This window comes from Bacillus cereus group sp. N24 (assembly GCF_016483345.1).
Taxonomy (GTDB): Bacteria; Bacillota; Bacilli; order Bacillales; family Bacillaceae_G; genus Bacillus_A; species Bacillus_A toyonensis.
Genome location: NZ_JAEHCA010000003.1, coordinates 259,745 through 284,865, shown reverse-complemented (window position 1 = coordinate 284,865; position 25,121 = coordinate 259,745). Strand labels below are relative to the sequence as shown.

Here is a 25,121-nt window from a genome sequence, read left to right as displayed (position 1 = left end):
GAACCGAGTATGCAGAAAGAAACAGCTATCATAATTGGAGGCGGTCCGTGCGGATTAGCAGCAGCAATTTCGTTGCAAAAGGTAGGGATTAATCCGTTAGTAATTGAAAAAGGAAACATTGTAAATGCGATTTATAATTATCCAACTCATCAAACATTTTTCTCCTCTAGTGAAAAATTAGAAATTGGTGAAGTAGCTTTTATTACCGAAAACCGTAAGCCAGTTCGAAATCAAGCACTTGCGTATTATCGCGAAGTAGTAAAGCGTAAATCTGTACGCATAAATGCTTTCGAACGAGTAGAGAAAGTTCAAAAAGATGGAGAAGTTTTTAAGGTTGAGACGACGAAACGTGACGGACATAAAGAAATATATATAGCGAAATATATTGTTGTAGCCACTGGATATTATGACAATCCAAATTATATGAATGTTCCAGGTGAGGAACTGAAGAAAGTAGCTCACTATTTTAAAGAAGGACATCCTTATTTTGATCGAGATGTAGTAGTTATAGGTGGAAAAAACTCAAGTATAGACGCTGCGTTGGAACTTGTTAAAGCAGGAGCGCGTGTAACGGTACTGTATCGTGGAAGTGAGTACTCGCCGAGCATTAAGCCGTGGATTTTACCGGAATTTGAGGCGTTAGTACGAAACGGTACAATTCAAATGCATTTTGGGGCTCATGTGAAAGAAATTACTGAACATACATTAACGTATACCGTTGATGACGGGGCATTTACAATCCAAAATGATTTTGTATTTGCGATGACGGGTTACCATCCTGATCATAGTTTCTTAACGGAGATGGGCGTTCGAATTGATGAAGAAACTGGGCGTCCGATTTATACAGAGGATAGAATGGAAACAAACACTGAAAATATTTTCATTGCAGGTGTAATTGCCGCTGGGAATAATGCAAATGAAATATTTATCGAGAACGGTAGATTTCATGGAGATGCGATTGCGCAAACCATTGCGTCGAGAGAAAAATAAAAAGAAGCTGTCGAAAAATTCGACAGCTTTTTTTATTCGTGCATAAACATATTTTGGATTGTTTCATGTGATTTTGTATTCTCTAATGCGACTAGTAATTTAATACGTGCTTTTTGAGCGTTTAAGCCGTATGTGAATATAACGCCCATATCTTTTAATTGTTTGCCGCCACCTTCATATGAATATACGTCTTGAACGATACCATTGAAGCAACGTGAAACTAATACGACTGGAATTCCTTTGCTTATTAATCGTTCTAAACTAGGGAGTGTACGTGGAGGCAAATTACCTTGTCCAAGCGCTTCAATGACAATTCCGTCAACTGGAAGGTTTTCAATTGCTGCTAACAATGTATCATCCATACCAGCATATGCTTTTAGAACAACGACGTTTTTAGAGATGTTATTTACTGTATACGTTTCATGATGTACTAAAGCGTGATGGAAGACAACACCACGTTTTGTTACCATTCCAATTGGTCCATATTGTGGACTTTGGAATGTTGCAACATTACTTGTATGTGTTTTCGTTACATTTGTAGCGCAATGAATTTCGTCGTTTAATACGACTAGAACACCTTTTTCTGCAGCTTCATTACTGCTAGCTACTTTTACAGCTGATAAGAAGTTATATAGACCATCAGCACCTAATTCATTACTAGAACGCATTGCGCCTGTTACTACGATTGGAATAGTTGCTTTGACTGTTAAATCTAGGAAATATGCGGTTTCTTCTAATGTATCCGTACCATGCGTAATGACTACGCCATGAATGTTGTCTTGTTTTACTCTTTCATCAATGATGACTTGTAATTGTAACATCTCGCTTGGTGTCATATGAGGAGATGGTAGATGGAACACATCTTCAACGATTAAATCAACATCGCCTTCTAAATCAGGAATGAATTTTAAAAGAGGATTTTTTTCTCCTGGTTGTACGACCCCAGTTTCTTTATCTTCCTCCATTGCAATTGTTCCACCTGTGTGTAAAACTAGGATTCTTTTCAATGCTTATACCCCTTTCAAGTTGAAAAATACATTTAGAACATAACATGTTTTGAGTAAATTCGACAATGAAAATGTATAAAAGCATGCTTGGAACATGACAATAAATTTAATTGCGCTATGTACGTTGTATAAAATCATGAAATGTAATGTGTAAGTATATGGTGGGAAGGAGTGGATATCTTGAAGAAGGTGGAGAAAATTATCATTCGTATATTAATAATTCAATTTATTTGTCTTTGTATTGTGCAATTGTTATTTATACATAAGTCATCAATAAAATATCTATCTAAAATTGTTTATTATGAAGGTGTCGTCGCGAAAAATAAAGAAGAAATCTTACAGGTGAGTAGGTAGTTTTCGTTTTCTTCTAGGAAGGATTATGCTACAATAATTGAGGATTTAATGACGTGAAGCAAATGAGAAGAAGCAGGGATGAATACCTGCTTTTCGTTTTGTTTTATAAGTGAAAAAATGAGGTGTTACAATGGATAAAAGAATTTCAATTGCTATAGATGGTCCAGCAGCTGCTGGGAAAAGTACAGTTGCAAAAGTTGTGGCAAAGAAGCTTTCTTACGTTTATATTGATACAGGCGCAATGTACCGTGCTATTACATATGCAGCCCTTGAACAAAAAGTGGATATTGAAAATGAAGAAAAGCTAATGGAAGTTGTAAAAAATGTGAATATTGAATTTCAACAAGGAGAAAATACACAACTTGTATTTTTAAATGGACAAGATGTTTCGGAAGTTATTCGTACGCCTGATGTGACGAATCGAGTATCTATTGTGGCAAAGCATCGTCTTGTTCGTGAAGAAATGGTTCGTCGTCAACAAGAATTAGCGGAAAAAGGCGGCGTTGTAATGGATGGCCGTGATATTGGTACACATGTGTTACCAGATGCTGAAGTGAAAATCTTTATGCTTGCTTCTGTAGAAGAAAGAGCGGAAAGAAGACATTTAGAAAATATAAATAAAGGTTTCGATTCTAATTTAGAGCAGTTACAAGAAGAAATTGCTCAGCGTGATAAATTGGATTCAGAACGCGAAGTTTCTCCTCTAAAAAAGGCTGATGATGCATTGGAATTAGATACAACTTCTTTATCAATTGAAGAAGTTGTCCAAAAAATTATGGGTATTGTTTCAGGAGTATTTGCGAAATAAAGAAAGGGGATTATCCTCTTTCTTTTTTTGTTTGTATAGAAATGTAAAGGATACGTGAATTGTGAGTCTCTTTCCTTGACAAATGAGCCGATTTATAAGAAGTTAGTTAAAGAGGAACAAAACTGTCAGAATATATTCGCTATTATATTTCAAAACATACTTTCTTCAAGATGATTTTGCTGTATACTATTTATATAGGATTAATATATTTTCTTATGAATGCTATTGAAAAAGAGTATGTGATGATAAATTCTTAAACATGCAAATGAAAACATTTGTTTTCATTTCGTATATACATAAAAATGCTTTGTCAATTCTGTAGGGAGGTATTTCCATGGTAGAGAAAATGAATGAAGAAGTTATGGATTCAAAAGAATTACAAGTTGGTGACGTTGTTACAGGTTCTGTAACGAAGGTTGAAGAAAAACAAGTGCTTGTAAATGTTGGATACAAAACAGATGGCGTAATTCCAATTAGTGAATTAGCTAACGTTCATATTGAAAAAGCAAGCGATGTTGTAGAATTAGATCAAACGCTAGAATTGAAAATTATTAAATTAGAAGAAGATGATCTTGTTTTATCTAAACGTGCTGTTGATGCAGAAAAAGCATGGGTAGAATTACAAGAGAAATTTACTTCTGGTCATGTATTTGATGTTACTGTAAAAGATATCGTGAATGGTGGATTAGTTGTGGACCTAGGCGTTCGTGGTTTTATCCCAGCTTCACTTGTAGAAGTACATTATGTAGAAGACTTTTCTGACTATAAAGGAAAAACATTAGCGGTAAAAATTGTTGAATTAGACCGCGAAAAAAATCGTGTAATCCTTTCGCATAAAGCGGTAGTAGAATTAGAACTAGATTCTAAGAAAAAAGAAGCAATCTCTTCGTTAAAAGAAGGGGATATTGTTGAAGGAACAGTACAACGATTAACGGATTTTGGTGCTTTCGTTAACGTTGGTGGTGTGGACGGTTTAGTTCACATTTCGCAAATTTCACACGAACGTGTGGAGCAACCATCTGAAGTGCTAGAGCAAGGTCAAAAGGTAAAGGTAAAGGTGCTATCTGTTGATGCTGATACGCAACGTATCTCTTTATCAATTAAAGCAGCTCAGCCGGGACCTTGGGAAAATGTTGCTGGTGAAATAAAAGCTGGTGATATTCGTGAGGGAGTAGTAAAACGTCTAGTTACATTCGGTGCTTTCGTTGAAATTTTACCTGGCGTTGAAGGGCTTGTGCACGTATCTCAAATTGCAAATCGTCACGTGAAAAATCCAAATGAAGTATTGGAAATGGGACAAGAAGTAAAAGTGAAAGTACTTGAAGTACATGTAGCGGAAAAACGTATTTCTTTAAGTATAAAAGAAGCACTTGAAGAAAATAATGTAACAGAAGATTATAGCAAATATGAGCCAAATGCTGATTCTGCTACTTTCCAATTAAGTGATATTATTGGTGAACAACTGAAAAAATTAAAGAAATAAAGAGGGGTACGAGTGGTAAGGGCAAAACGTAAATTAGATCATATTGAATATGCTCTTTCTACTGGTCAGTCTCGTACGCATGGCTTTCATGATATTGATTTTGTGCATCAAAGCTTGCCAAATTCAAGTTATGATACTATAACATGTGAAACAAAAATCGGCGAACTTTCACTAAGTTCGCCGATTTTTATCAATGCGATGACTGGTGGTGGAGGAGAGCAAACGTTACATATTAATGAGCAACTAGCATATGTAGCGAAACATCATAATCTCGCTATGGCTGTAGGTTCGCAAATGGCAGCGTTAAAAGATGAGCGTGAGGCGGCTTCTTATAAGGTCGTTAGAAAGATAAATCCAAATGGGATTTTCTTTGCGAATTTAGGTAGTGAGGCAACTGTCGAACAGGCAGAGCGTGCCGTTGATATGATTGAAGCAAACGCACTACAAATTCATTTAAATGTTATACAAGAGTTAACGATGCCTGAAGGAGATCGTGATTTTACGGGGGTACTTCAGCGGATTGAACAAATTGTTTTAAAGAGTAAAATTCCTGTCATTGTAAAAGAAGTTGGATTTGGGATGAGTAAGGAAACAGTGCAACAGTTAGTGAGTATAGGTGTAACGGCAATTGATATTGGTGGACAAGGTGGTACAAATTTTGCTGCTGTTGAAAATGAAAGAAGACAGCGAATGCTTTCTTATTTTAATAACTGGGGCATACAAACAACTACCTCGATTATTGAAGCAACCTCTACAAATAACAACCTCTCTTTTATTGCATCTGGGGGCATACAAACAGCGCTTGACGTGGCGAAGGTAATCGCATTAGGGGCGAATACAACCGCATTTGCTGGATACTTTTTACGTATTTTAATGCAAGATGGTATCGAGAAGTTAGTGGATGAAATTGATCTTTTACATACAGATTTAAAATTTATTATGACAGCTCTTGGTGCGAAGACGATAGAAGAGTTGCAATCTGTACCTCTTGTTGTAAAGGGCGAAACGTATCATTGGTTAATGCAGCGTGGTATTGATACAACGCATTATAGTAGGAGATAAAAAACCAACCGAACGGTTGGTTTTTTGTTTTCTATTCTTTTTTGTAATATAAAGTAGGGAACGGAATTAGTATTCTATAAAAAACAGACGTTTAATAAGATTAATTGTATATAAAAATATTATTCGGCGGAATTTGCAATTGAAAAAGAGGTTGCAAAAATGAAAAAATATAGAAGAGGTGATGCTGAATTATTAGAGAGAGCTTAAATTTCCTATGGGAAATAGGTGAAGGTGAAATTAAGTCATGGGAAGATTAGTATATAAAATATTATTTCAATATAAATAAAAACATTAAAATAATTATGAAAAAAGACGGTTTCGGCCAATATCGAAACCGTCTTTTTGTATGTTTAGTGCTGATTTTGCTTGCGAGCTTGCTCCGGTGTATCAAGACTTGTTGCACCAGGATATTGAAGTGATTGGTCGCGATCCGATTCAACGCGGCGTGATTCTCTTAGTTTTCGTTCTTGGCGATCTTTACCCATTGTGAATAGCACCTCCTTATTAAAAGTGTTGCTGTTATATGAAAAAACTATGCGTAAAGAAAGGGGGATTAACTTTCATAAAAAGTTCCCATAATGGAAAACATAGGAGGTGAAATGATGGATGGGAGTACTTTTTATTTTGTAGCTTGGATAGGGTGGGTTATCGTAACTTTCTTTATGAAAAAGGAATCTATTCGATGGAAGTTAAGTGCTTGTATATTGATTTTTATAATTTGCTCTCCGTTACATGTAACGATTACTTCATTCACGGTATCAATAAATGCTCTTTTACTTTGTATTATTTCTTTTATAGGGATTACGCTATATTCTATTTGGAAAAAAATATATACCTTACTTTCGGCGCTTATTATTGCAATGTTATATACAAGTTTTCATTTGTTAGAAGTATATGACCCGATTTGGATTGTGGTGGATAGGTTGTTTCTGTTAAGTGGTGCCCTTGTGTATGCATCAGTTTTATTGCATGGAGATCGTTTCCTGCGATTATGTTCTTTATATATAGGGATGTTGCAAGGAGAGTTGTTAGTGACACTTATTTTTCGAAAACTAAACTTCCCTTATGATTACGGTAGTTTAGCGTTTTTTGATATCATCGCCGTTTCTACATTGTTTATGACAATTTTATTTTGGATTGCAAAAGTATCAGTATACATGGAACAGTTTAAGCGGAAAACACGTAAAAGAAAGGCGAGGGTAATACATGACTGAATATACACCAGCCATTTTATGTGGCGTAATAGCAGGGACGGTAACGAGAGTGTTAATGCTTCGCACGGATACGCGGCAATATCCAACGAGGCTTCATGGGAAAATTATTCATATTGCGATGGGGTTAATTGCCGCAGCCTTAGGAGCGATTGCAATCCCGTCTATTTTGAAAAAAGATTTTTCTGCCATTACATTTCTTACGTTAGCAGCGACGCAATTTCGTGATGTGCGTAATATGGAAAGAAATACGCTTCAACAATTAGATGGATATGAGCTCGTACCGCGTGGAAATACATACATTGAAGGAATTGCATTAGTTTTTGAAAGTCGCAACTATTTGGCGATGTTAACGTCGTTTGCAACGACGTTTGCGTATATAGGGTTCCATTCATGGATTGCTGGAGTAATTATGGCTATAATAGCATTTTTTATTGCGAAAAAATTAATGTCAGGCAAAAGGTTACATGATCTTGTTGATATCGAGCATGTACCGCTTCGCTTTGAAGGAGCGGGGCTTTATATTGATAATATTTATATTATGAATATTGGATTGCCGGCAAGGCAAGAAGAAATTATGAAATATGGAATGGGTTTTATTTTAAAACCGAAATCAATTGATGCGATGGTTACAATTGCAAATTTAGGACAACGGCAAGCTATTTTACATGATGTCTCTGTTGCTCTAGGGATATATAGGGATTCAGGTACACCAGCACTTGTACCGTTAGCAAAGCGTGATTTAGAAGATGGAAGAGTTGGCATCTTTGTCTTGCCGCAAGACCAAGATGCCGAGAAAGCGATAGGTGTCATAGGGAATGTGCCAACGCTAGAAAGTGCCGTTCATATGTCATCGGAAGCCCCGAAAGGAAGGGGAGATAAAAGATGATGTTAGAAAGTGTTATTCTCGCAGTAATTACAACGACACCGGAAAAGTTTGCAGGCGGAGCTCCCTTATTTACTTGTGAGACGAAAGAGGAACTAGAATTTGTTGCAAATAATTTAGAGGCGATATTAGATGGTATTGCGCATCGCTTACAAGAGAATGTATATATTATTGTGAAACATTAGCAACGTGTGTTATAATATGAGGTGTTTTGATACGTTGAGAAATATTCTGGAATGCAAATCCCTTCTTGCACAAAGAAGGGTTTTTTACATAATAAACAGAAGCAAGTTGAAAGGATGAAAGTATATGCCGAAACCAGTAATAGCAATAGTAGGCCGCCCGAACGTAGGAAAATCTACTATTTTCAATAGAATTGTTGGAGAAAGAGTTTCAATCGTAGAAGATATACCAGGTATAACGCGAGACCGTATTTATAGTGCGGGAGAATGGTTAAATCATGAGTTTAACATTATTGATACAGGTGGAATTGATATTGGAGACGAGCCGTTCTTGACACAAATTCGTCAACAGGCGGAAGTAGCGATTGATGAAGCAGATGTTATCATTTTTATGACGAATGGTCGCGATGGTGTAACTGCAGCAGATGAAGAAGTTGCTAAAATTTTATATCGTTCTAAAAAACCTATTGTACTTGCGGTAAATAAGGTTGATAATCCAGAAATGCGTAGTGACATTTATGATTTCTATGCATTAGGATTCGGTGAGCCATTCCCGATTTCAGGTACACACGGTTTAGGACTTGGTGATTTGTTAGATGAAGCTGCAAATCATTTTCCGAAGATTGAAGAAGAAGCGTATGACGATGAAACAATCCGTTTCTCTTTAATTGGACGTCCAAACGTAGGGAAATCATCACTTGTAAATGCACTTCTTGGTCAAGAACGTGTAATTGTAAGTAATATAGCAGGAACGACACGTGATGCTGTTGATACACCATATAGCAAAGATGGTCAAGATTATGTAATTATCGATACAGCTGGTATGCGTAAAAAAGGGAAAGTATACGAAAGCACAGAAAAATATAGTGTACTTCGTGCGCTTAGAGCGATTGAACGTTCTGACGTTGTTTTAGTCGTTTTAGACGGAGAAGAAGGAATTATTGAACAGGATAAAAAAATTGCTGGATATGCTCATGATTCAGGACGAGCTGTTATTATCGTTGTAAACAAATGGGATGCAGTGAAAAAAGATGAGAAAACAATGAAAGCATTTGAAGAAAATATTCGTGCTCATTTCCAATTCTTGGACTATGCACCGATTGTATTCTTATCTGCGAAAACGAAAAAACGTACACAAACATTGTTACCAGTTATTAATGAAGTAAATGAAAGTCATAGTATCCGTGTACAAACGAATGTATTAAATGATGTAATTATGGATGCTGTAGCGATGAATCCAACGCCGACTCATAATGGTAGCCGTCTGAAGATCTTCTATGCGACACAGGTTGCGGTAAAACCACCGACATTTGTTGTGTTTGTAAACGATACAGAATTAATGCACTTTTCATATGAGCGCTTCTTAAAGAATCGTTTACGTGAAGCGTTCGGTTTTGTAGGAACACCGATTCACATTATCGCTAGAGCAAGAGACTAATGGAGAGGATGTGATTTTATGACAAAAATCACAGTAATAGGAGCAGGTAGCTGGGGAACAGCGTTAGCGATGGTATTAGCTGACAATGGACATGATGTACGTATTTGGGGAAATCGTTCTGAACTTATGGATGAGATTAATGCGAAACATGAGAATAGTCGATATCTTCCAGGAATTACATTGCCAAGCACAATCGTAGCCTACTCTTCTTTAGAAGAAGCATTAGTAGATGTAAATACAGTACTGTTAGTAGTACCGACGAAAGCGTACAGAGATGTATTACAAGAGATGAAAGAAATTGTTACAGAACCAGTTACGTGGATTCATGCAAGTAAAGGGATCGAACCAGGTACGTCAAAACGTATTTCGGAAGTGATTGAGGAAGAAATTCCAGAGAACTTGATTAAAGATGTTGTTGTACTGTCTGGACCGAGTCATGCTGAAGAAGTCGGCTTACGTCAAGCGACAACTGTTACATCGGCAGCGAAGCGTATGGAAGCGGCTGAGGAAGTACAAGATTTGTTTATGAATAGCTACTTCCGTGTATACACAAATCCTGATATTGTTGGAGTTGAGCTTGGTGGTGCGTTAAAAAATATTATCGCATTAGCTGCAGGGATAACGGATGGTCTTGGATTAGGTGATAATGCGAAAGCGGCATTAATGACACGTGGTTTAACGGAAATTGCTCGTTTAGGAAGAAAAATGGGCGGAAATCCTTTAACGTTCGCTGGTCTAACTGGTATGGGAGACTTGATAGTAACTTGTACAAGTGTTCATAGCCGAAATTGGCGCGCTGGAAATATGCTCGGAAAAGGGCACTCTTTAGAAGAAGTGTTAGAAAGTATGGGGATGGTTGTAGAAGGCGTAAGAACAACGAAAGCTGCTCATGAATTGGCAGAGAAGATGGAAGTTGAAATGCCGATTACAGCTGCTTTATATGACGTGTTGTTCAATGGGAATAATGTAAAGGATGCAGTAGGCTCATTGATGGGACGCGTTCGAAAACATGAAGTGGAAGCTATACCTGATTTACTTTAAATAAAAGCGACAGAAGTACAATTTGTACTCCTGTCGCTTTTTTATTTTTTGATTGGGTCTTTTCACCATTTTTTTATTTTTGCATAGGATGAAGTGTAACTTGAGGAGAGGGTGAAAAGAATGGATAATAACATTTTTAATAATATTGAGAAGGAAGCGAAAGTGAACAAAGAGGATATTTTTAAATTAGCGTCATCTGTACAAAATGCGAATTTACGTGATGAAACTGTGCTTCGTCAATTGATTCATCAAGTAGCTCTTATGGCAGGACGTGAGGTGCCGAAAGAGCAAGAGGATCAAATTGTAAAAGCGATTATTAACAATAATATGCCAGCAGATTTTGGCTCGTTAAGCAAAATGTTTAAAAAATAAATTATGAGAAACAAAGAGATTGTAGATTGCATATGATAGCCATGAAAGAATGGGAATAGAGCTGGTAAGGGCATATTTGGTCAACCGAAGCGCAAAATAATGCGCTTCGGTTTTATTTTTGTACATAAATTTTGTTAATTTGCATTAAAATGATGAATTGTATTTGTTTAAAGATTTTAATTTGTTAAAATAGTATAAAAATAGATTGAAAGTAAAGGGGTGTATATATGTCAGAAGGGCTTATAAAAATGTGGTTTTCCTTAGGGGCAATGGGATTTATGTTTGTTGCAGTAGTTTTTATTTTATTAAGTAGGCATAAAATGAAAAATAAATTTCTGAAAGGGATTACAGCGTTAGTAGCGTATACCCTCATGATTGTGTCGGGTATTGTTATTTTTCTTGTTGTATTTAGTGGACCTGTGGAGCAGTAAGAGGAGTGTATCTCAAAATGTTACATAAGAAGTAAGTTATACTAGCGTGAAAAGGTGATTGTTAGTGAAAAAAATCCATATTATTTTAATATTTTGTTGCATCAGCGTTTTAACAGGGTGTATGTATCCGAAAGAAAATATGAAACAAAATGCTGTTCCTTATGAAGATCAGTTACAAGTTGTTCAAAAAGCTATTACGACATATAAGGAACAAAATGGTGGGATATTGCCAATTAAAACGCGTGATATGAGTACACCTATTTATCAAAAGTATCCAATCGATTTTCAAAAAATTGCTCCGCGCTACATACAAGAAGCACCAGGGAATGCGTATGAAAGTGGAGGGGTATACCAATACGTATTAATAGATGTTGAAACAAATCCGACCGTAAAGTTAATTGATATAAGGATGGTTGAACAAATTCAGGAATTATCATTAAAATTGAGAATGTACCGTGATGAACATAGATATCCACCGTTTAAAAAAGTAATTTCAGACGGGGTATATGAATTGGATTACAAAAAACTAGGATATAAAGATGTACCGCAAGTGACAAGTCCGTATTCTGGTAAAGGACTTCCTTTTGTAATCAATGAAAAAGGAGAAGTATTTGTTGACTACAGAATCGACTTATATGAAGTGTTGAAAAAAAATGAAGGGCAATTTAAGGAAGGAGAAGATATTCGAAATATACTATCGAAAGACTCCCCATTTGTTCCCGCATATTCTTTACCGTATACGGTGAAGGACGGAGAACCAATTTTTTTTAAATCATAAGTCATGAACCTTTCTTTTAGCGAATAAGTTCTAGAAGAAAGGTTTTTTATGTTATACAACTTGTGATGCAAACAAAAAGTATTTTTTAAATAGTCATATGAAATTGGACAAAATTATTTGATATATTGTCCGAACTTCTAGAATACCATTATATTATATCAGATATTATAGGCAACGTTAGAGAAGGTATTAGTTGACTATATACGCGGAATTATTCCCAAAAATTTTGAGGGAGGGAATCACTTGGAAAAGGTAGATATTTTTAAAGATATTGCGGAACGCACAGGCGGTGATATTTATTTTGGAGTTGTAGGAGCTGTTCGAACAGGGAAATCAACATTCATTAAAAAATTTATGGAACTTGTTGTTATTCCGAACATTGAGAATGAATCTGACCGCCAAAGAGCGCAGGATGAACTGCCTCAAAGTGCTGCTGGTCGTACAATCATGACGACGGAACCGAAGTTTGTTCCAAACCAAGCGGTTTCTATCGAAGTAGATGAAGGACTTGAAGTAAATATTCGATTAGTAGATTGTGTTGGATATACGGTTCCAGGAGCAAAAGGCTATGAAGATGAGAATGGCCCGCGTATGATTAATACTCCTTGGTATGAAGAGCCTATTCCATTCCATGAAGCTGCAGAAATCGGCACGCGCAAAGTAATTCAAGAACATTCAACAATTGGTGTTGTAATTACAACGGATGGAACGATTGGCGAAATACCAAGAAGAGATTATATAGAGGCAGAAGAACGCGTTGTAAATGAGTTAAAAGAAGTTGGAAAGCCTTTCATTATGATTATCAATACTGTACAGCCGTATCATCCGGATACAGAGCAATTACGCCAAAGTTTATCTGAAGAATATGATATACCAGTAATTGCGATGAGTGTAGAGAGTTTAAGAGAAACAGATGTATATAATGTACTTCGAGAAGCGTTATTTGAGTTCCCAGTATTAGAGGTGAATGTAAACCTTCCTAGTTGGGTAATGGTGCTAAATGAAGGGCATTGGTTACGCAAAAGTTATCAAGAAGCAGTTCAAGAGACTGTGAAGGATATAAAACGTCTTCGTGATGTGGACCGTGTCGTTTGGCAGTTTAGTCAATATGAATTTATTGATCGGGCAAGTCTAGCTGGCATTGATATGGGGCAAGGTGTGGCAGAGATTGATTTATATGCGCCAGATGAATTGTACGATCAAATTTTAAAAGAAGTAGTAGGGGTAGAAATTCGAGGGAAAGATCATTTACTGAAGCTTATGCTCGACTTATCTCATGCGAAAATAGAATATGATCAAGTGGCGGATGCCCTGCGTATGGTAAAGCAAACAGGATATGGTGTAGCAGCACCTGCACTAGCTGATATGAGCTTAGATGAGCCGGAAATCATACGTCACGGTTCAAGGTTTGGTGTGAAATTAAAAGCGGTAGCTCCATCTATTCATATGATTAAAGTAGATGTTGAATCGACGTTTGAGCCGATTATTGGTACTGAAAAGCAAAGTGAAGAATTAGTTCGTTATTTAATGCAAGATTTTGAAGATGATCCATTATCAATTTGGAATTCCGATATATTCGGACGTTCGCTTAGCTCTATTGTTCGAGAAGGAATTCAAGCAAAACTATCTTTAATGCCAGAAAATGCTAGATATAAATTAAAAGAAACACTAGAAAGAATTATTAATGAAGGATCTGGCGGATTAATTGCGATTATATTATAAGAAAAAATCCCTCTCATTGTAGAGGGATTTTTTTATTTTTTACGTATGGAATAGAAAAATAAACAGTCATTATCTAATACATTGTTGTAAATTGTCAAGTTTCATCAGATTTTCACATTTTAAGAGTAACAATTTCCTTAAAAATATTGAATTATAAAGGAGAATCGTATAATATAGGCGTTGATAATGATTTATCTACATCTTTGTAGTATAGAATTTGTAAAAATTGCCTACAAATGAAAGTAAGACTCATTTTATGATCATTATACAGTCTTATCTTTGGGAGGAGGTGAATGGCATGAACAAGACAGATTTAATCAATGCTGTTGCAGAAGCAAGTTCCCTTTCTAAAAAGGACGCAACAAAAGCAGTAGACGCTGTTTTTGATTCTATCTTAGAAGCTTTAAAACAAGGTGATAAAGTACAATTGATCGGATTCGGTAACTTCGAAGTTCGTGAGCGTGCGGCTCGTAAAGGTCGTAACCCACAAACAGGTGAGGAGATTGAAATCGCTGCAAGTAAAGTACCTGCATTCAAACCTGGTAAAGCGTTAAAAGATGCGGTTAAATAATCCTTACATATTAACAGGGAAGAAGAGTTTCCTTTTTGGGAACTCTTCTTTTTGCTTTTAAAAACATAAATATGCTAGAATGTGTTCGTATCACTTTTAGGTTTTCGGGAGGGCTAGCGGATGGCAAAAGTTAATTTAGAACAAATTGAACACGCAGTACGCCTTATTTTAGAGGCAATCGGAGATGACCCAAATCGTGAGGGAGTACTTGATACACCGAAGCGCGTTGCAAAAATGTACGCAGAAGTGTTCTCGGGGATGCATGAAGATCCAAAAGAGCATTTGCATAAAGTATTCGGAGAAGATCACGAAGAGCTTGTACTAGTAAAAGATATACCATTTTATTCGATGTGTGAGCATCATCTAGTTCCATTCTATGGAGTTGCTCACGTTGCATATATTCCGCAAGGCGGAAAGGTGACGGGGTTAAGTAAATTAGCTCGTACTGTAGATACAATTGCACGTCGTCCACAACTACAAGAACGTATTACATCAACAGTGGCTAATTCTATCATGGAAGTACTAGAGCCGCATGGTGTAATGGTAGTAGTAGAAGCAGAACATATGTGTATGACGATGCGTGGTGTGAAAAAACCAGGTGCGAAAACGATAACGACGGCAGTACGTGGTGTGCTTGAAAATGATGCTGCAGCGCGTAGTGAAATTTTATCTTTTATTAAAACGAAGTAAAGAAAAGCGGGAAACTGCTTTTCTTTTTTTTACAAGTAAATAAATGATATAGTGTTAGTTGGGCAGAGTGAGAATAGAAAGATTGCTTACATCAATGGAAGGTGTAGCCAAGTTTTGGTTATAGAAAATAGAATGTATGTGTTATAATAAGTTTTATGAATTAGAAAACAAGGGTGATTTTTTGTGTGTGACATCTACGGAGGGTATGCGGGTATAAAAGAGAAATTGATGGAGAAATTACGCCATCCTTATTTTATAAACTATATTGAAGAACCATGTATTGATGAAGAGAAAATAGCATTGTTATATGGAGCTTTAAAAAGTGAAAATTTACATATAGAACAAATTGAGCATTATGTAGTAACGATTATGCTTGTGCAAATTGCGCTTGATACACATGAAAGAGTATCAAACAAAGCGGGGGAAGAAGCGATTGAATCGCATAAACGCCGCCAGTTAACAGTACTTGCAGGTGATTACTATAGTGGGCTATATTATTACTTATTGTCTATGAATCGTGATATTGTTTTAATTCGCGCGCTTGCTGAAGGAATTAAAGAGATTAATGAACATAAAATTATGCTATACCAAAAAGCGCATGACAAGATGGATAACATAATGGAGAGTGTAGTAACGATTGAATCTGCGCTCCTTCAAAAAACATGTGATCATTTCCATTTATCACATTGGAAACCATTTATAACGTATGTATTAGGGAAAAATCGTCTCCAAAAAGAATGTCAACTGTATGCTGATAAACAACATTCACCTGTTTTTCAAGCAGTGCAAGAGGCTTTAGGGGATAAGGCTGATGCAGAAACAGTTATTAATGAATGGATGATGGAATTACGAAAGAAAGAAGATCAATTTTTAGAAGATCACACAGACATAAGTGAAATAAATTCTGTGTTAAGAGATAAATCGAAGACATAAGCAATTTTACATTGGAAGAAGGTACGAGCATGCAACAATCAAAAGAAGAAAGAGTACATGATGTATTTGAGAAAATTTCAGATAAATACGATGTGATGAATTCTGTAATTAGTTTTCAAAGACATAAAGCATGGCGTAAAGAGACGATGCGTATTATGGATGTAAAACCTGGCAGTAAAGCGCTTGATGTGTGCTGCGGGACAGCGGATTGGACAATTGCGCTAGCAGGAGCTGTAGGTGAGCAGGGGAAGGTTGTTGGTCTAGACTTCAGTGAAAACATGTTATCTGTCGGTAAACAAAAGGTAGAGGCGTTACAATTAAAACAAGTAGAACTTCTACATGGAAATGCAATGGAACTTCCATTTGAAGATCATACATTTGATTATGTAACGATTGGATTTGGTTTACGTAACGTACCAGATTATTTACACGTATTAAAAGAAATGACACGTGTAGTAAAACCAGGTGGTAAAGTAATCTGCCTAGAAACATCGCAACCAACAATGATTGGTTTTCGACAAGGGTATATTTTATACTTTAAATATATCATGCCGTTATTTGGAAAGATGTTTGCGAAAAGCTATAAAGAATATTCATGGCTTCAAGAATCCGCTAGTACATTCCCAGGGATGAAAGAATTGGCTCAAATGTTTGAGGAAGCTGGACTTGAACGTGTACAAGTGAAACCATTTACTTTTGGAGTAGCAGCGATGCATTTAGGTATGAAACCAGAATCAAAATAGAAAAAAGAAGTTTTAGGTTAAGGTGAACAATATGAAGTTACAACTTATGTACTCTTTTTTACGATCGGATATTAATGTAATAGAAAAAGAATTAAAAAAGACAGTTGCTTCTGAACAGCCATTAGTAGAAGAGGCGGCATTACAACTCATTGAAGCTGGTGGGAAGCGAATTCGTCCTGTATTCGTGTTGCTTGCAGGGAAATTCGGGGATTATAAGTTAGACGCAATTAAGCACGTCGCTGTTGCGTTGGAACTTATTCATATGGCCTCTCTCGTTCACGATGACGTTATTGATGCAGCGTTTTTACGACGCGGTAGTGCGACTGTGAATGCGAAATGGGGAGATCGTATTGCAATGTATACAGGAGACTATCTGTTTGCTAAGTCTCTTGAATGTGTAACAAATATCGAAATTCCAGAGGCGCATCAGGCACTGTCGCATACAATTTTAGAAGTATGTAAAGGTGAAATTGAACAAATTAAAGATAAATATAACTATGACCAAAATTTACGAACGTATTTAAGAAGGATAAAGCGAAAAACAGCATTATTAATTGCTGCGAGTTGTCAGCTAGGGGCGATTGCTGCTGGTGCTAATCGTGATACGGTAAATCGTTTGTTTTGGTATGGGTATTTCGTAGGAATGTCTTATCAAATTATTGATGACATTTTAGATTTCGTTTCAACAGAAGAGAAACTTGGAAAACCTGCTGGTGGTGACTTACTACAAGGAAATATTACGCTGCCTGCTTTATATGCGATGGAAGATCCAATACTCCGCAAGAAAATCACTTCTGTACATGAAAATACAACAGCAAGTGAAATGAAAGAAATTATTGATGCTGTAAAAAATAGTACAGCTATTGATCAAACATTTGCGTTTAGCGAACGTTATTTACATAAAGCATTGGAAATAATAAAACCACTCCCACGTGGGCAAGCAAAGTATGCATTACAAAATGTTGCAAAGTATATTGGAAAACGAAAATTTTAGTGTTTATTCTAAAAAATAAAATAATCTCTCTATTTCAAAACTATTGCACAATTGTGATAAGGGTGTTAATATGTGTGTGGGGATATACAATTACATACATAATTCAGAAGTGGAGAGATTTTTTATGGAAAAAACATTTCTAATGGTAAAACCAGACGGTGTACAACGTGCCTTCATTGGGGAAATTGTAGCTCGTTTTGAGAAAAAGGGCTTTCAATTAGTTGGTGCAAAATTAATGCAAGTCACTCCGGAAATTGCTGGACAACACTACGGTGAGCATAAGGAAAAACCTTTCTTTGGTGAATTAGTAGACTTTATTACATCTGGACCTGTATTTGCAATGGTATGGCAAGGTGAAGGTGTAGTAGATACAGCTCGTAATATGATGGGTAAAACAAGACCACATGAAGCGGCTCCTGGAACAATTCGTGGAGATTTCGGTGTAACTGTTGCGAAAAACATTATCCACGGTTCTGATTCTTTAGAAAGCGCAGAGCGCGAGATTGCTATTTTCTTTAAAGAAGAAGAATTGGTAGACTACTCAAAATTAATGAATGAATGGATTTACTAATTATTTTGAAATAATTTGTAAACGCTTTAATCACTGTGATAATAGTAAAAAGTGCAAGAAGAATAGGGGTATTCTTCTTGCACTTTTTTTATTTGGATTAGTTACGAAGTTAGAGCGGTTATGATATATTGATATGTAAAGTAAAAGGCTTATTGGAGAATAAGCGAATGGCTGATCAATCATATAATTTCTTTCATATTTTTAGAGTAATGAAAGATAATATCATTGCTTAATATAGCGAGATAAATACATATACGAAAAGAGGAATAACGTATGCGATATATTACAGCTGGTGAATCTCATGGTCCACAACTTACAACGATTATAGAAGGTATTCCAGCAGGACTGCCTTTAGTAGCGGATGATATAAATGAAGAGTTAGCTAGAAGGCAAAAGGGATATGGGCGTGGTAGACGCATGCAAATTGAAACAGATCAAGTGCAAATTGCAAGTGGTGTTAGACATGGAGAGACATTAGGTTCTCCAATTGCACTTGTTGTTGAAAATCGTGATTTTGCACACTGGACAAAAATTATGGGTGCAGAGTCGTTAACGGAACAAGAAGAAAAAGAAATGAAGAGGAAAGTAACAAAACCAAGACCTGGGCATGCTGATTTAAATGGTGCGATTAAATATGGTCATAGAGATATGAGAAATGTACTTGAACGTTCTTCAGCACGCGAAACGACAGTGCGTGTTGCTGCTGGTGCGGTTGCTAAAAAAGTGTTAGCGGAACTTGGTATTACAGTGGCAGGCCATGTAATTGAAATTGGCGGTGTACAAGCTAAGGAGATTACGTATCGTTCAATTGAAGAATTAAAAAGTATTACAGAAGCATCACCTGTACGTTGTTTAGATGAAGAAGCTGGCAACCAAATGATAAAAGCAATTGATGATGCGAAAGCAAATGGTGATTCAATCGGTGGCATCGTTGAAGTAATTGTGGAAGGAATGCCAATTGGAGTAGGAAGTTATGTGCATTATGATCGAAAACTGGATGCGAAATTAGCAGCCGCGATTATGAGCATTAATGCCTTTAAAGGTGTTGAGATTGGAATTGGTTTTGAAGCAGCGCATAGACCCGGAAGTGAAGTTCATGATGAAATTCTGTGGAATGAAGCACGTGGATATACACGAAGAACGAATCATGCAGGTGGATTAGAAGGCGGTATGACGACTGGAATGCCAATTGTTGTACGCGGTGTGATGAAACCGATACCTACACTATATAAACCTCTTCAAAGTGTGGATATTGATACGAAAGAACCTTTTACAGCAAGCATTGAACGTTCAGATAGTTGTGCTGTACCAGCAGCTAGTGTCGTTGCAGAAGCTGTTGTGGCTTGGGAATTAGCGACTGCTTTAATAGAACAATTTGGATTAGATCGTATGGATCTTATTCGTGAAAATATGGAGAAACATAATGAATATGCGAGGGGATTTTAATGGAAAACATACATATTCAAACGAAATCAAAAGAATATGATGTACATGTTGGGAAAGAGGCATTATTACATTTGACAACATTTGTTCAAAATATGCAGCCAGTTGTATCTAACGTAATGATCATTTCAGATGAAGTTGTTGCATCTTTACATTTACAGACAGTTGTGAATGCATTGCAAGTAGAGCAAGAAGTATTTTCATTCGTTGTACCGAGTGGTGAAAAAGAGAAGTCTTTTGAAAATTTCTATGCGGCTCATACGTCAGCTCTTGAAAATAAATTAGATAGAAATTCTTTAATTATCGCACTTGGAGGCGGAATGATTGGAGATTTGGCTGGTTTTGTTGCTGCGTCGTTTATGCGTGGCATTCGCTTTGTCCAAGTTCCAACGACTTTATTAGCTCACGATAGTGCAGTAGGCGGGAAAGTAGCAATTAACCATCCGTTAGGGAAGAATATGATTGGTGCATTCCATCAGCCAGAAGCGGTTGTATATCATACACCATTTTTATACTCTCTTCCTGAAAAAGAATGGCGTTCAGGTTTTGCAGAAGTGATAAAACATGCTTTGATTGGTGATGTTGAACTGTATCATTGGTTAAAAGAAGAAGTGCAAACATTGGCGGATCTTCGTGATGAGAAGTTAATTCACATATTAATGAAGGCGATTCCTGTAAAAGCAAATATTGTATCGCAAGATGAAACAGAAAAAGGTGTACGTGCTCATTTGAACTTTGGACATACGCTAGGGCATGCTCTTGAAAAAGAGATTGGATATGGAAATATTACTCACGGTGACGGAGTAGCAGTTGGGATGTTATTTGCTTTATTTTTAAGTGAGCAAGTGTATAAAGTTGATCTTGCTTATGAAGAGATAAAGCAGTGGTTCTTGCAATACGGCTATCCAAAAATGCCAAGCGATTTGAATGTAGAGCGCCTCGTTCAACTGATGAAACAAGATAAGAAAGCAAATGCTGGAACAATTCATATGGTACTTATGCAGGAATATGGGGTGGTGAACGTCGTATCTATTCCTGATGAGACTGTTCATATTGCGTTAGAAGCATTTCAAAAGGATATGGCTTAAAAATATAGGGAACAGTTATGAAGTGCTTATTTAGAGGTGTTTTCGTAATAGTGACGGTTATGATAAAAGATTACAGTAAGGGATTATAATCCCTTACTGTAATCGAATTCAATAAAATGACTGGGGGAAGAAAAATGAGAGTGAAAGAGCAATTGTTAACTTTGAGAGCATATGTACCTGGGAAAAATATTGAAGAAGTAAAAAGAGAATATGGATTATCAAAAATTGTGAAATTAGCATCGAACGAAAATCCATTCGGTTGTTCTACAAATGTGACAGAAGCGTTAACATCATTAGTGAGTCAATACGCTCTTTATCCAGATGGATATGCTTTTGAACTTCGGACAAAAGTAGCTGATCATTTAGGTGTAAAAGCGGAACAACTGTTATTTGGTAGTGGGTTAGATGAAGTTATTCAAATGATTAGCCGTGCCTTACTACATGAAGGAACAAATGTTGTAATGGCGAATCCCACATTCTCGCAATACCATCACCATGCTGTTATTGAAGGGGCAGAAGTTCGTGAAGTATCACTTAAAGATGGCATTCACGATTTAGATGCAATGTTACAACAAGTAGATGATAAAACGAAGATTGTGTGGATTTGTAATCCGAATAACCCGACAGGTACATATGTAGAGAAACAAAAATTACTTTCATTTTTAGAATCAGTACCTAAGTCAGCGCTCGTTATTATGGATGAAGCATATTATGAATATGCGGAAGCAAAAGACTATCCGCAAACATTGCCACTTCTTGAAAAATATGAAAATCTTATGGTATTACGTACATTTTCAAAAGCATATGGCTTAGCTGCTTTTCGAATTGGATATGCGATTGGTGATGCGAAGTTAATCGGGCAGTTGGAAGTAGCAAGGTTACCGTTCAATACATCGACTGTAGCCCAAGCTGTAGCAATAGCTGCATTAGAAGATCAAACATTTTTACAAGACTGTGTGCAAAAAAATGCTGAAGGGTTAAATCAATACTATGCATTTTGTAAGGAATATAACGTATTCTATTATCCGTCTCAAACAAATTTCATTTTCTTAAAACTTGGTATTTCTGGTAATGAAGCTTTCGAACGATTAATGAAGAAAGGATATATTGTTCGTTCTGGTGCTGCATTTGGAATACATGATGGCATTCGTATTACCGTCGGATTGAAAGAAGAAAATGATGAAATTATAGAATTACTGAAAGAGCTTGTAAATGAGCAAGTTAAGAAAGAAGAAACCTATTCTTAAGAAATTGTGAAGGCTCCTTTTATAGGAGTCTTTTTTATCCCGCATGAACAACTCCTAAAAGCTTGGTTGGTGTTGCTTCATAATTAATAAGGGAAGTTATTTGCACGGTCATGAAAGAAAACGGTACAATAGAAAGTAGTGAGGGATCGGTGTCACATCCGAACTTTTTGAACAAGTAGCTACGCTATAAGAAAAAGTACAAGAAGGAGCATGCTCATTCTAAAGGTTGCGTTATAACAGTGCGTTGCTTATGATAAAGTGAAACTTTAATCAGTGGGGGATTGTTTATCCCCCGCTAATTATTAGTTGAACCAATCGGGCTTTTACGGGCAGTTGATCCCCAAACTAACTTCTTTGCCTTAGCTGAATTTTGAGGTGGGGGTCTTACTGCCCGTTAATAGCGAGGTAAATGAACAGAAGAGAATATTTTTTAGAATTAAAGGAGACGTTTATGCAAAAGTTTGAACAAGCTGTGTCATATATTGAAAATGGTGAAGCGGAAAAAGGATTACAATTATTAAAAGAACAATTACAAGTTGCGAATGATGAAGAGAAGTATGATATCGCTCGCTACTATCATACACTTGGGTTTACGGATGAGGCGCTAGTAATAACAGAAGATTTACGCTTGCTATATCCGGAAGAGAGTGAATTTACGGTATTTTTAGCAGAATTATATATTGATTTAGATAAAGAAGATGAAGCGATTGAAGTACTTCATGATATTCCAGAAAATGATGATTTATATGTTCAATCGTTATTGCTTGTTGCAGATTTATTCCAAATGCAAGGTTTTGATGATGTAGCAGAGCAAAAACTATTAAAGGCGAAAGAATTGATGCCTGACGAACCTGTTATTACGTTTGGATTAGCAGAATTATATAGTAGTAAAGGTGAAGAACAAAAGGCAATTACTTATTACGAGTCGCTATTAGCGGAACATAAAGTAATGGGGGGTGTTGTCATTGCACTTCGTCTCGCAGAAACGTTAAGTGCAATTGGAAACTGGGAAGAAGCGATCTCTTACTATGAAGCAGGCTTAGAGGGGCAAAAAGATATTCACTCCTTATTTGGATATGCTTTCACATTATATCAAGGAGAAGAATATCAAAGAGCAATTGGTGCTTGGCAAGAACTAAAAGAATTAGATCCTGAGTACGCATCACTATACATGTATTTAGCGAAAAGCTATGAAAAAGAAGGAATGCTGCAAGAAAGCTATGAAACACTTCAAGAAGGAATTAAAGTAGATGAGCTTGCTGTTCCGTTTTATGTAGAATTAGCGAGCATTGCAGCTAAATTAGGAAAAGTAGCAGAGGCAGAGGAAGTGCTTCAAAAAGCGCTTGAGTTAGATCCAGGACATTTAGGTGCAATATTAAAATATGCATATATTTTAAAAGGACAAGAAAAGTATGAAGAGTTAATCACAGTTGTAGAGCGTGCTATTGATAGCGGAGAGCCAGATACACAACTACTTTGGGATCTTGCGTTTGCAAAAAAACAATTAGAAATGTATTCGGATGCATTAAAGCACTATGAAAGTGCATATACTTCTTTTAAGAATCATCCAGACTTCTTGGAAGAGTACGGTTATTTCTTATTGGAAGAAGGAATGCGAAAAGAGGCCAAAGAAGTGTTTACTCAGTTATTACAACTAGACCCGACACAAATTCATATTGAAGAGTTGTTATATAATTTAGAGGATTTTTCATAAGTTGGAAGGAAACTGAATGCCGCTTCTTGAATCTAAAAAGAAAAGAGAAAGACAGAGGAGGGACTTAATTGCTATGAATACCCCTGTTTCTGTAAACGAGAAGAAGGATTTTGTGAAATGGTTTTTGAATAATTACCAACTGAAACAGCGTGAATGTGTATGGATTTTGAATTATTTAATGAGTCACGACCAATTAATGCATAAAGTCCACTTCGTAGAGCATGCAAAATATTGTCCGCGTGGCTTAGTGATGTCAGCAAATTGCGTGAAAGACACACCGTTTCACTTTTTTAAACAAAATGTTATGACAACAGATGCTGAAAAATCGTTTCATGATATTCGTTTAAATCGAGATGAGGATATTTATATTCAACTCAACTTTAAATCATCGTTCCAAAACGCAAACTATGTAGCTGTATTAGAAGACAATCCATATTTACCAAAGCATATTGAAGTAAATGAAAAAGATCGTTTACTTGCAGAGAGATTTTTAGAAGAGAGTGTATTTTCATTTAGAAGAGAACGTCTTTTGAAACAAATTGATGAAGCGTTGGATAAGCAAGATAAGGAAGCGTTTCATAGGTTAACGGCGGAGTTAAAGACTTTATAGGATTTATTTGAATTATTAAATTTTTACAAATTTCGGAATTTTTTAAGAAAAACTACCTATCTTGGGTAGTTTTTCTTTTTTTACCCCTTTTAGTATGGTTTAATATATATAAAGTGAAAGTTCTGTCATTTTAGTTGGAGGGAGGGAAGAAATGTGAAATGGATTGTAAAAGACGTGGAACAGTTTGAGCAAGCAAGGGAGTATGTAGATACAGGGGTAATACCTCTTTTGTCAATTTCAGCAGCAAAAGAAATGAAAACGGTAGTAGAACAAGGTGAATTTATTGAATTGTTGAGTATGGAGTTGGAAAGAGAATATAAAGGAAGAGTGCTTTTACTACCTGCATTTACGTATTTAGTAGAAAGTCAAAAGAATGAAAAAGCTCGTTTGCAAGAATGGACAGATCATTTACAAAGTCAAGGCTTTAAACATATTGCTTATGTTACAAGTGATTTTTCATGGAAAGAAGATATGCAAGAGTTACAGGGGGATTTATTTTGGTTACCCTCATTAGCGTTAGAACAATTTAGTGATCAAGCGAAGAGAGAAGTCATTCACGCTCATATAAAAAATATAATGGTAATGTTAGAAGAAAAATGGGGAAAATAGCAATAAACAGAAAGTTCTTATTATTATGAGTAGTATGATATTGACCTGTGCATGAGGGTATTATATCATGATAGTGTCCTAGTATTTATTTTTTATATTATTTTTCACGAGGGGACAATTTCTGATAGAGGGGGGAAATTTTC

The 25,121-nt window shown here is 36.2% G+C and carries 28 protein-coding genes; 26 read left to right on the top strand and 2 right to left on the bottom strand.

Annotated elements, in window-relative coordinates:
- The first annotated feature begins 9 nt into the window (after positions 1-9).
- Complete coding sequence (locus JDS95_RS07350) at positions 10-990, top strand: YpdA family putative bacillithiol disulfide reductase (RefSeq protein ID WP_001168501.1); 981 nt, start codon at positions 10-12, stop codon at positions 988-990.
- A gap of 32 nt (positions 991-1,022) precedes the next feature.
- On the opposite strand, the gene ansA is transcribed toward JDS95_RS07350, so the two are convergent.
- Positions 1,023-1,997, bottom strand: a complete 975-nt coding sequence (gene ansA / locus JDS95_RS07345) for an asparaginase (RefSeq protein ID WP_000822002.1) — start codon at positions 1,995-1,997, stop codon at positions 1,023-1,025.
- A 180-nt stretch (positions 1,998-2,177) separates the two neighbouring features.
- Between ansA and JDS95_RS07340 the strand changes: the two genes are divergently transcribed.
- The 4 genes from JDS95_RS07340 (at position 2,178) to JDS95_RS07325 (ending at position 5,704) form a co-directional block, all read left to right on the top strand.
- Positions 2,178-2,351, top strand: a complete 174-nt coding sequence (locus tag JDS95_RS07340; RefSeq protein ID WP_000754949.1) for a DUF5359 family protein — start codon at positions 2,178-2,180, stop codon at positions 2,349-2,351.
- Between the two features lie 130 nt (positions 2,352-2,481).
- Entirely contained in the window at positions 2,482-3,159 is a 678-nt protein-coding gene (gene cmk, locus JDS95_RS07335) for a (d)CMP kinase (RefSeq protein WP_000361259.1), read from the top strand.
- Positions 3,160-3,493: 334 nt separating this feature from the next.
- Entirely contained in the window at positions 3,494-4,642 is a 1,149-nt protein-coding gene (gene rpsA / locus JDS95_RS07330) for a 30S ribosomal protein S1 (protein ID WP_000229553.1), read from the top strand.
- Between the two features lie 12 nt (positions 4,643-4,654).
- A complete protein-coding gene (locus JDS95_RS07325) occupies positions 4,655-5,704 on the top strand; it encodes a type 2 isopentenyl-diphosphate Delta-isomerase (protein ID WP_000251051.1) in 1,050 nt (349 codons plus the stop codon).
- Between the two features lie 350 nt (positions 5,705-6,054).
- On the opposite strand, the gene JDS95_RS07320 is transcribed toward JDS95_RS07325, so the two are convergent.
- Positions 6,055-6,189, bottom strand: coding sequence for a YpzI family protein (locus tag JDS95_RS07320; RefSeq protein ID WP_000513901.1), 135 nt, complete (start codon positions 6,187-6,189; stop codon positions 6,055-6,057).
- A 117-nt stretch (positions 6,190-6,306) separates the two neighbouring features.
- Between JDS95_RS07320 and JDS95_RS07315 the strand changes: the two genes are divergently transcribed.
- The 21 genes from JDS95_RS07315 to JDS95_RS07215 all read left to right on the top strand — a co-directional run bounded on the left by JDS95_RS07315 (position 6,307) and on the right by JDS95_RS07215 (position 24,978).
- A complete protein-coding gene (locus JDS95_RS07315; RefSeq protein ID WP_000349115.1) occupies positions 6,307-6,918 on the top strand; it encodes a YphA family membrane protein in 612 nt (203 codons plus the stop codon).
- Positions 6,911-7,804, top strand: coding sequence for a YIEGIA family protein (locus JDS95_RS07310; protein WP_000141591.1), 894 nt, complete (start codon positions 6,911-6,913; stop codon positions 7,802-7,804). Before JDS95_RS07315 ends, JDS95_RS07310 begins: the two co-directional genes overlap by 8 nt.
- Positions 7,801-7,986 (top strand): capping complex subunit for YIEGIA, encoded by a 186-nt coding sequence (locus tag JDS95_RS07305; protein ID WP_000979055.1) that lies wholly within the window; start codon positions 7,801-7,803, stop codon positions 7,984-7,986. Before JDS95_RS07310 ends, JDS95_RS07305 begins: the two co-directional genes overlap by 4 nt.
- A 124-nt stretch (positions 7,987-8,110) precedes the next feature.
- Complete coding sequence (gene der, locus JDS95_RS07300; protein ID WP_001125887.1) at positions 8,111-9,421, top strand: ribosome biogenesis GTPase Der; 1,311 nt, start codon at positions 8,111-8,113, stop codon at positions 9,419-9,421.
- Between the two features lie 18 nt (positions 9,422-9,439).
- On the top strand, positions 9,440-10,462 hold the full coding sequence (locus tag JDS95_RS07295; RefSeq protein WP_000161759.1) for an NAD(P)H-dependent glycerol-3-phosphate dehydrogenase: 1,023 nt from the start codon (positions 9,440-9,442) through the stop codon (positions 10,460-10,462).
- A gap of 120 nt (positions 10,463-10,582) precedes the next feature.
- Entirely contained in the window at positions 10,583-10,834 is a 252-nt protein-coding gene (locus JDS95_RS07290) for a stage VI sporulation protein F (RefSeq protein ID WP_000369753.1), read from the top strand.
- A gap of 227 nt (positions 10,835-11,061) precedes the next feature.
- Complete coding sequence (locus JDS95_RS07285) at positions 11,062-11,265, top strand: DUF2768 domain-containing protein (protein ID WP_001289001.1); 204 nt, start codon at positions 11,062-11,064, stop codon at positions 11,263-11,265.
- A gap of 64 nt (positions 11,266-11,329) precedes the next feature.
- Positions 11,330-12,043 carry a hypothetical protein gene (locus tag JDS95_RS07280; RefSeq protein ID WP_000719829.1) on the top strand — a complete coding sequence of 238 codons (714 nt, stop codon included), beginning with the start codon at positions 11,330-11,332 and terminating at the stop codon, positions 12,041-12,043.
- A 243-nt stretch (positions 12,044-12,286) separates the two neighbouring features.
- Positions 12,287-13,765: a stage IV sporulation protein A gene (spoIVA, locus tag JDS95_RS07275; RefSeq protein WP_000416518.1), complete on the top strand. Its 1,479-nt coding sequence runs from the start codon at positions 12,287-12,289 to the stop codon at positions 13,763-13,765.
- A gap of 298 nt (positions 13,766-14,063) precedes the next feature.
- Entirely contained in the window at positions 14,064-14,336 is a 273-nt protein-coding gene (locus JDS95_RS07270) for an HU family DNA-binding protein (protein WP_001043860.1), read from the top strand.
- Between the two features lie 120 nt (positions 14,337-14,456).
- Positions 14,457-15,026, top strand: coding sequence for a GTP cyclohydrolase I FolE (gene folE / locus JDS95_RS07265; RefSeq protein WP_001151479.1), 570 nt, complete (start codon positions 14,457-14,459; stop codon positions 15,024-15,026).
- A gap of 183 nt (positions 15,027-15,209) precedes the next feature.
- Entirely contained in the window at positions 15,210-15,959 is a 750-nt protein-coding gene (locus JDS95_RS07260) for a heptaprenyl diphosphate synthase component 1 (protein WP_000332836.1), read from the top strand.
- A gap of 29 nt (positions 15,960-15,988) precedes the next feature.
- Entirely contained in the window at positions 15,989-16,702 is a 714-nt protein-coding gene (gene menG, locus JDS95_RS07255; protein ID WP_001187664.1) for a 2-heptaprenyl-1,4-naphthoquinone methyltransferase, read from the top strand.
- Positions 16,703-16,733: 31 nt separating this feature from the next.
- Positions 16,734-17,696: a heptaprenyl diphosphate synthase component II gene (gene hepT, locus JDS95_RS07250; protein ID WP_199690355.1), complete on the top strand. Its 963-nt coding sequence runs from the start codon at positions 16,734-16,736 to the stop codon at positions 17,694-17,696.
- Between the two features lie 124 nt (positions 17,697-17,820).
- Positions 17,821-18,267, top strand: a complete 447-nt coding sequence (gene ndk, locus JDS95_RS07245) for a nucleoside-diphosphate kinase (RefSeq protein ID WP_000415890.1) — start codon at positions 17,821-17,823, stop codon at positions 18,265-18,267.
- A 273-nt stretch (positions 18,268-18,540) separates the two neighbouring features.
- A complete protein-coding gene (gene aroC, locus JDS95_RS07240) occupies positions 18,541-19,713 on the top strand; it encodes a chorismate synthase (protein ID WP_001269353.1) in 1,173 nt (390 codons plus the stop codon).
- The gene (gene aroB, locus JDS95_RS07235) at positions 19,713-20,798 is read left to right on the top strand and encodes a 3-dehydroquinate synthase (protein ID WP_000427689.1); all 1,086 of its coding nucleotides are present in this window, start codon (positions 19,713-19,715) and stop codon (positions 20,796-20,798) included. Before aroC ends, aroB begins: the two co-directional genes overlap by 1 nt.
- 134 nt (positions 20,799-20,932) lie before the next feature.
- On the top strand, positions 20,933-22,045 hold the full coding sequence (gene hisC / locus JDS95_RS07230) for a histidinol-phosphate transaminase (protein WP_001264040.1): 1,113 nt from the start codon (positions 20,933-20,935) through the stop codon (positions 22,043-22,045).
- Between the two features lie 451 nt (positions 22,046-22,496).
- Positions 22,497-23,759, top strand: coding sequence for a tetratricopeptide repeat protein (locus JDS95_RS07225; RefSeq protein ID WP_001168692.1), 1,263 nt, complete (start codon positions 22,497-22,499; stop codon positions 23,757-23,759).
- A 73-nt stretch (positions 23,760-23,832) separates the two neighbouring features.
- On the top strand, positions 23,833-24,369 hold the full coding sequence (locus JDS95_RS07220; protein ID WP_001095919.1) for a ReoY family proteolytic degradation factor: 537 nt from the start codon (positions 23,833-23,835) through the stop codon (positions 24,367-24,369).
- 153 nt (positions 24,370-24,522) lie between these two features.
- A complete protein-coding gene (locus JDS95_RS07215; protein WP_000871316.1) occupies positions 24,523-24,978 on the top strand; it encodes a YpiF family protein in 456 nt (151 codons plus the stop codon).
- The last annotated feature ends 143 nt before the right edge of the window (positions 24,979-25,121 follow it).

Bases quoted from the DNA above. Each gene is read 5' to 3' on its own strand.
- hisC (WP_001264040.1), top strand. From the start codon at position 20,933: ATGAGAGTGAAAGAGCAATTGTTAACTTTGAGAGCATATGTACCTGGG.
- menG (WP_001187664.1), top strand. From the start codon at position 15,989: ATGCAACAATCAAAAGAAGAAAGAGTACATGATGTATTTGAGAAAATT.
- JDS95_RS07285 (WP_001289001.1), top strand. From the start codon at position 11,062: ATGTCAGAAGGGCTTATAAAAATGTGGTTTTCCTTAGGGGCAATGGGA.
- rpsA (WP_000229553.1), top strand. From the start codon at position 3,494: ATGGTAGAGAAAATGAATGAAGAAGTTATGGATTCAAAAGAATTACAA.
- JDS95_RS07320 (WP_000513901.1), bottom strand. From the start codon at position 6,189: ATGGGTAAAGATCGCCAAGAACGAAAACTAAGAGAATCACGCCGCGTT.
- der (WP_001125887.1), top strand. From the start codon at position 8,111: ATGCCGAAACCAGTAATAGCAATAGTAGGCCGCCCGAACGTAGGAAAA.
- JDS95_RS07350 (WP_001168501.1), top strand. From the start codon at position 10: ATGCAGAAAGAAACAGCTATCATAATTGGAGGCGGTCCGTGCGGATTA.
- JDS95_RS07295 (WP_000161759.1), top strand. From the start codon at position 9,440: ATGACAAAAATCACAGTAATAGGAGCAGGTAGCTGGGGAACAGCGTTA.
- aroC (WP_001269353.1), top strand. From the start codon at position 18,541: ATGCGATATATTACAGCTGGTGAATCTCATGGTCCACAACTTACAACG.
- JDS95_RS07220 (WP_001095919.1), top strand. From the start codon at position 23,833: ATGAATACCCCTGTTTCTGTAAACGAGAAGAAGGATTTTGTGAAATGG.
- ndk (WP_000415890.1), top strand. From the start codon at position 17,821: ATGGAAAAAACATTTCTAATGGTAAAACCAGACGGTGTACAACGTGCC.
- JDS95_RS07270 (WP_001043860.1), top strand. From the start codon at position 14,064: ATGAACAAGACAGATTTAATCAATGCTGTTGCAGAAGCAAGTTCCCTT.
- cmk (WP_000361259.1), top strand. From the start codon at position 2,482: ATGGATAAAAGAATTTCAATTGCTATAGATGGTCCAGCAGCTGCTGGG.
- folE (WP_001151479.1), top strand. From the start codon at position 14,457: ATGGCAAAAGTTAATTTAGAACAAATTGAACACGCAGTACGCCTTATT.
- JDS95_RS07290 (WP_000369753.1), top strand. From the start codon at position 10,583: ATGGATAATAACATTTTTAATAATATTGAGAAGGAAGCGAAAGTGAAC.
- JDS95_RS07315 (WP_000349115.1), top strand. From the start codon at position 6,307: ATGGATGGGAGTACTTTTTATTTTGTAGCTTGGATAGGGTGGGTTATC.
- JDS95_RS07305 (WP_000979055.1), top strand. From the start codon at position 7,801: ATGATGTTAGAAAGTGTTATTCTCGCAGTAATTACAACGACACCGGAA.
- JDS95_RS07225 (WP_001168692.1), top strand. From the start codon at position 22,497: ATGCAAAAGTTTGAACAAGCTGTGTCATATATTGAAAATGGTGAAGCG.
- hepT (WP_199690355.1), top strand. From the start codon at position 16,734: ATGAAGTTACAACTTATGTACTCTTTTTTACGATCGGATATTAATGTA.
- aroB (WP_000427689.1), top strand. From the start codon at position 19,713: ATGGAAAACATACATATTCAAACGAAATCAAAAGAATATGATGTACAT.
- JDS95_RS07310 (WP_000141591.1), top strand. From the start codon at position 6,911: ATGACTGAATATACACCAGCCATTTTATGTGGCGTAATAGCAGGGACG.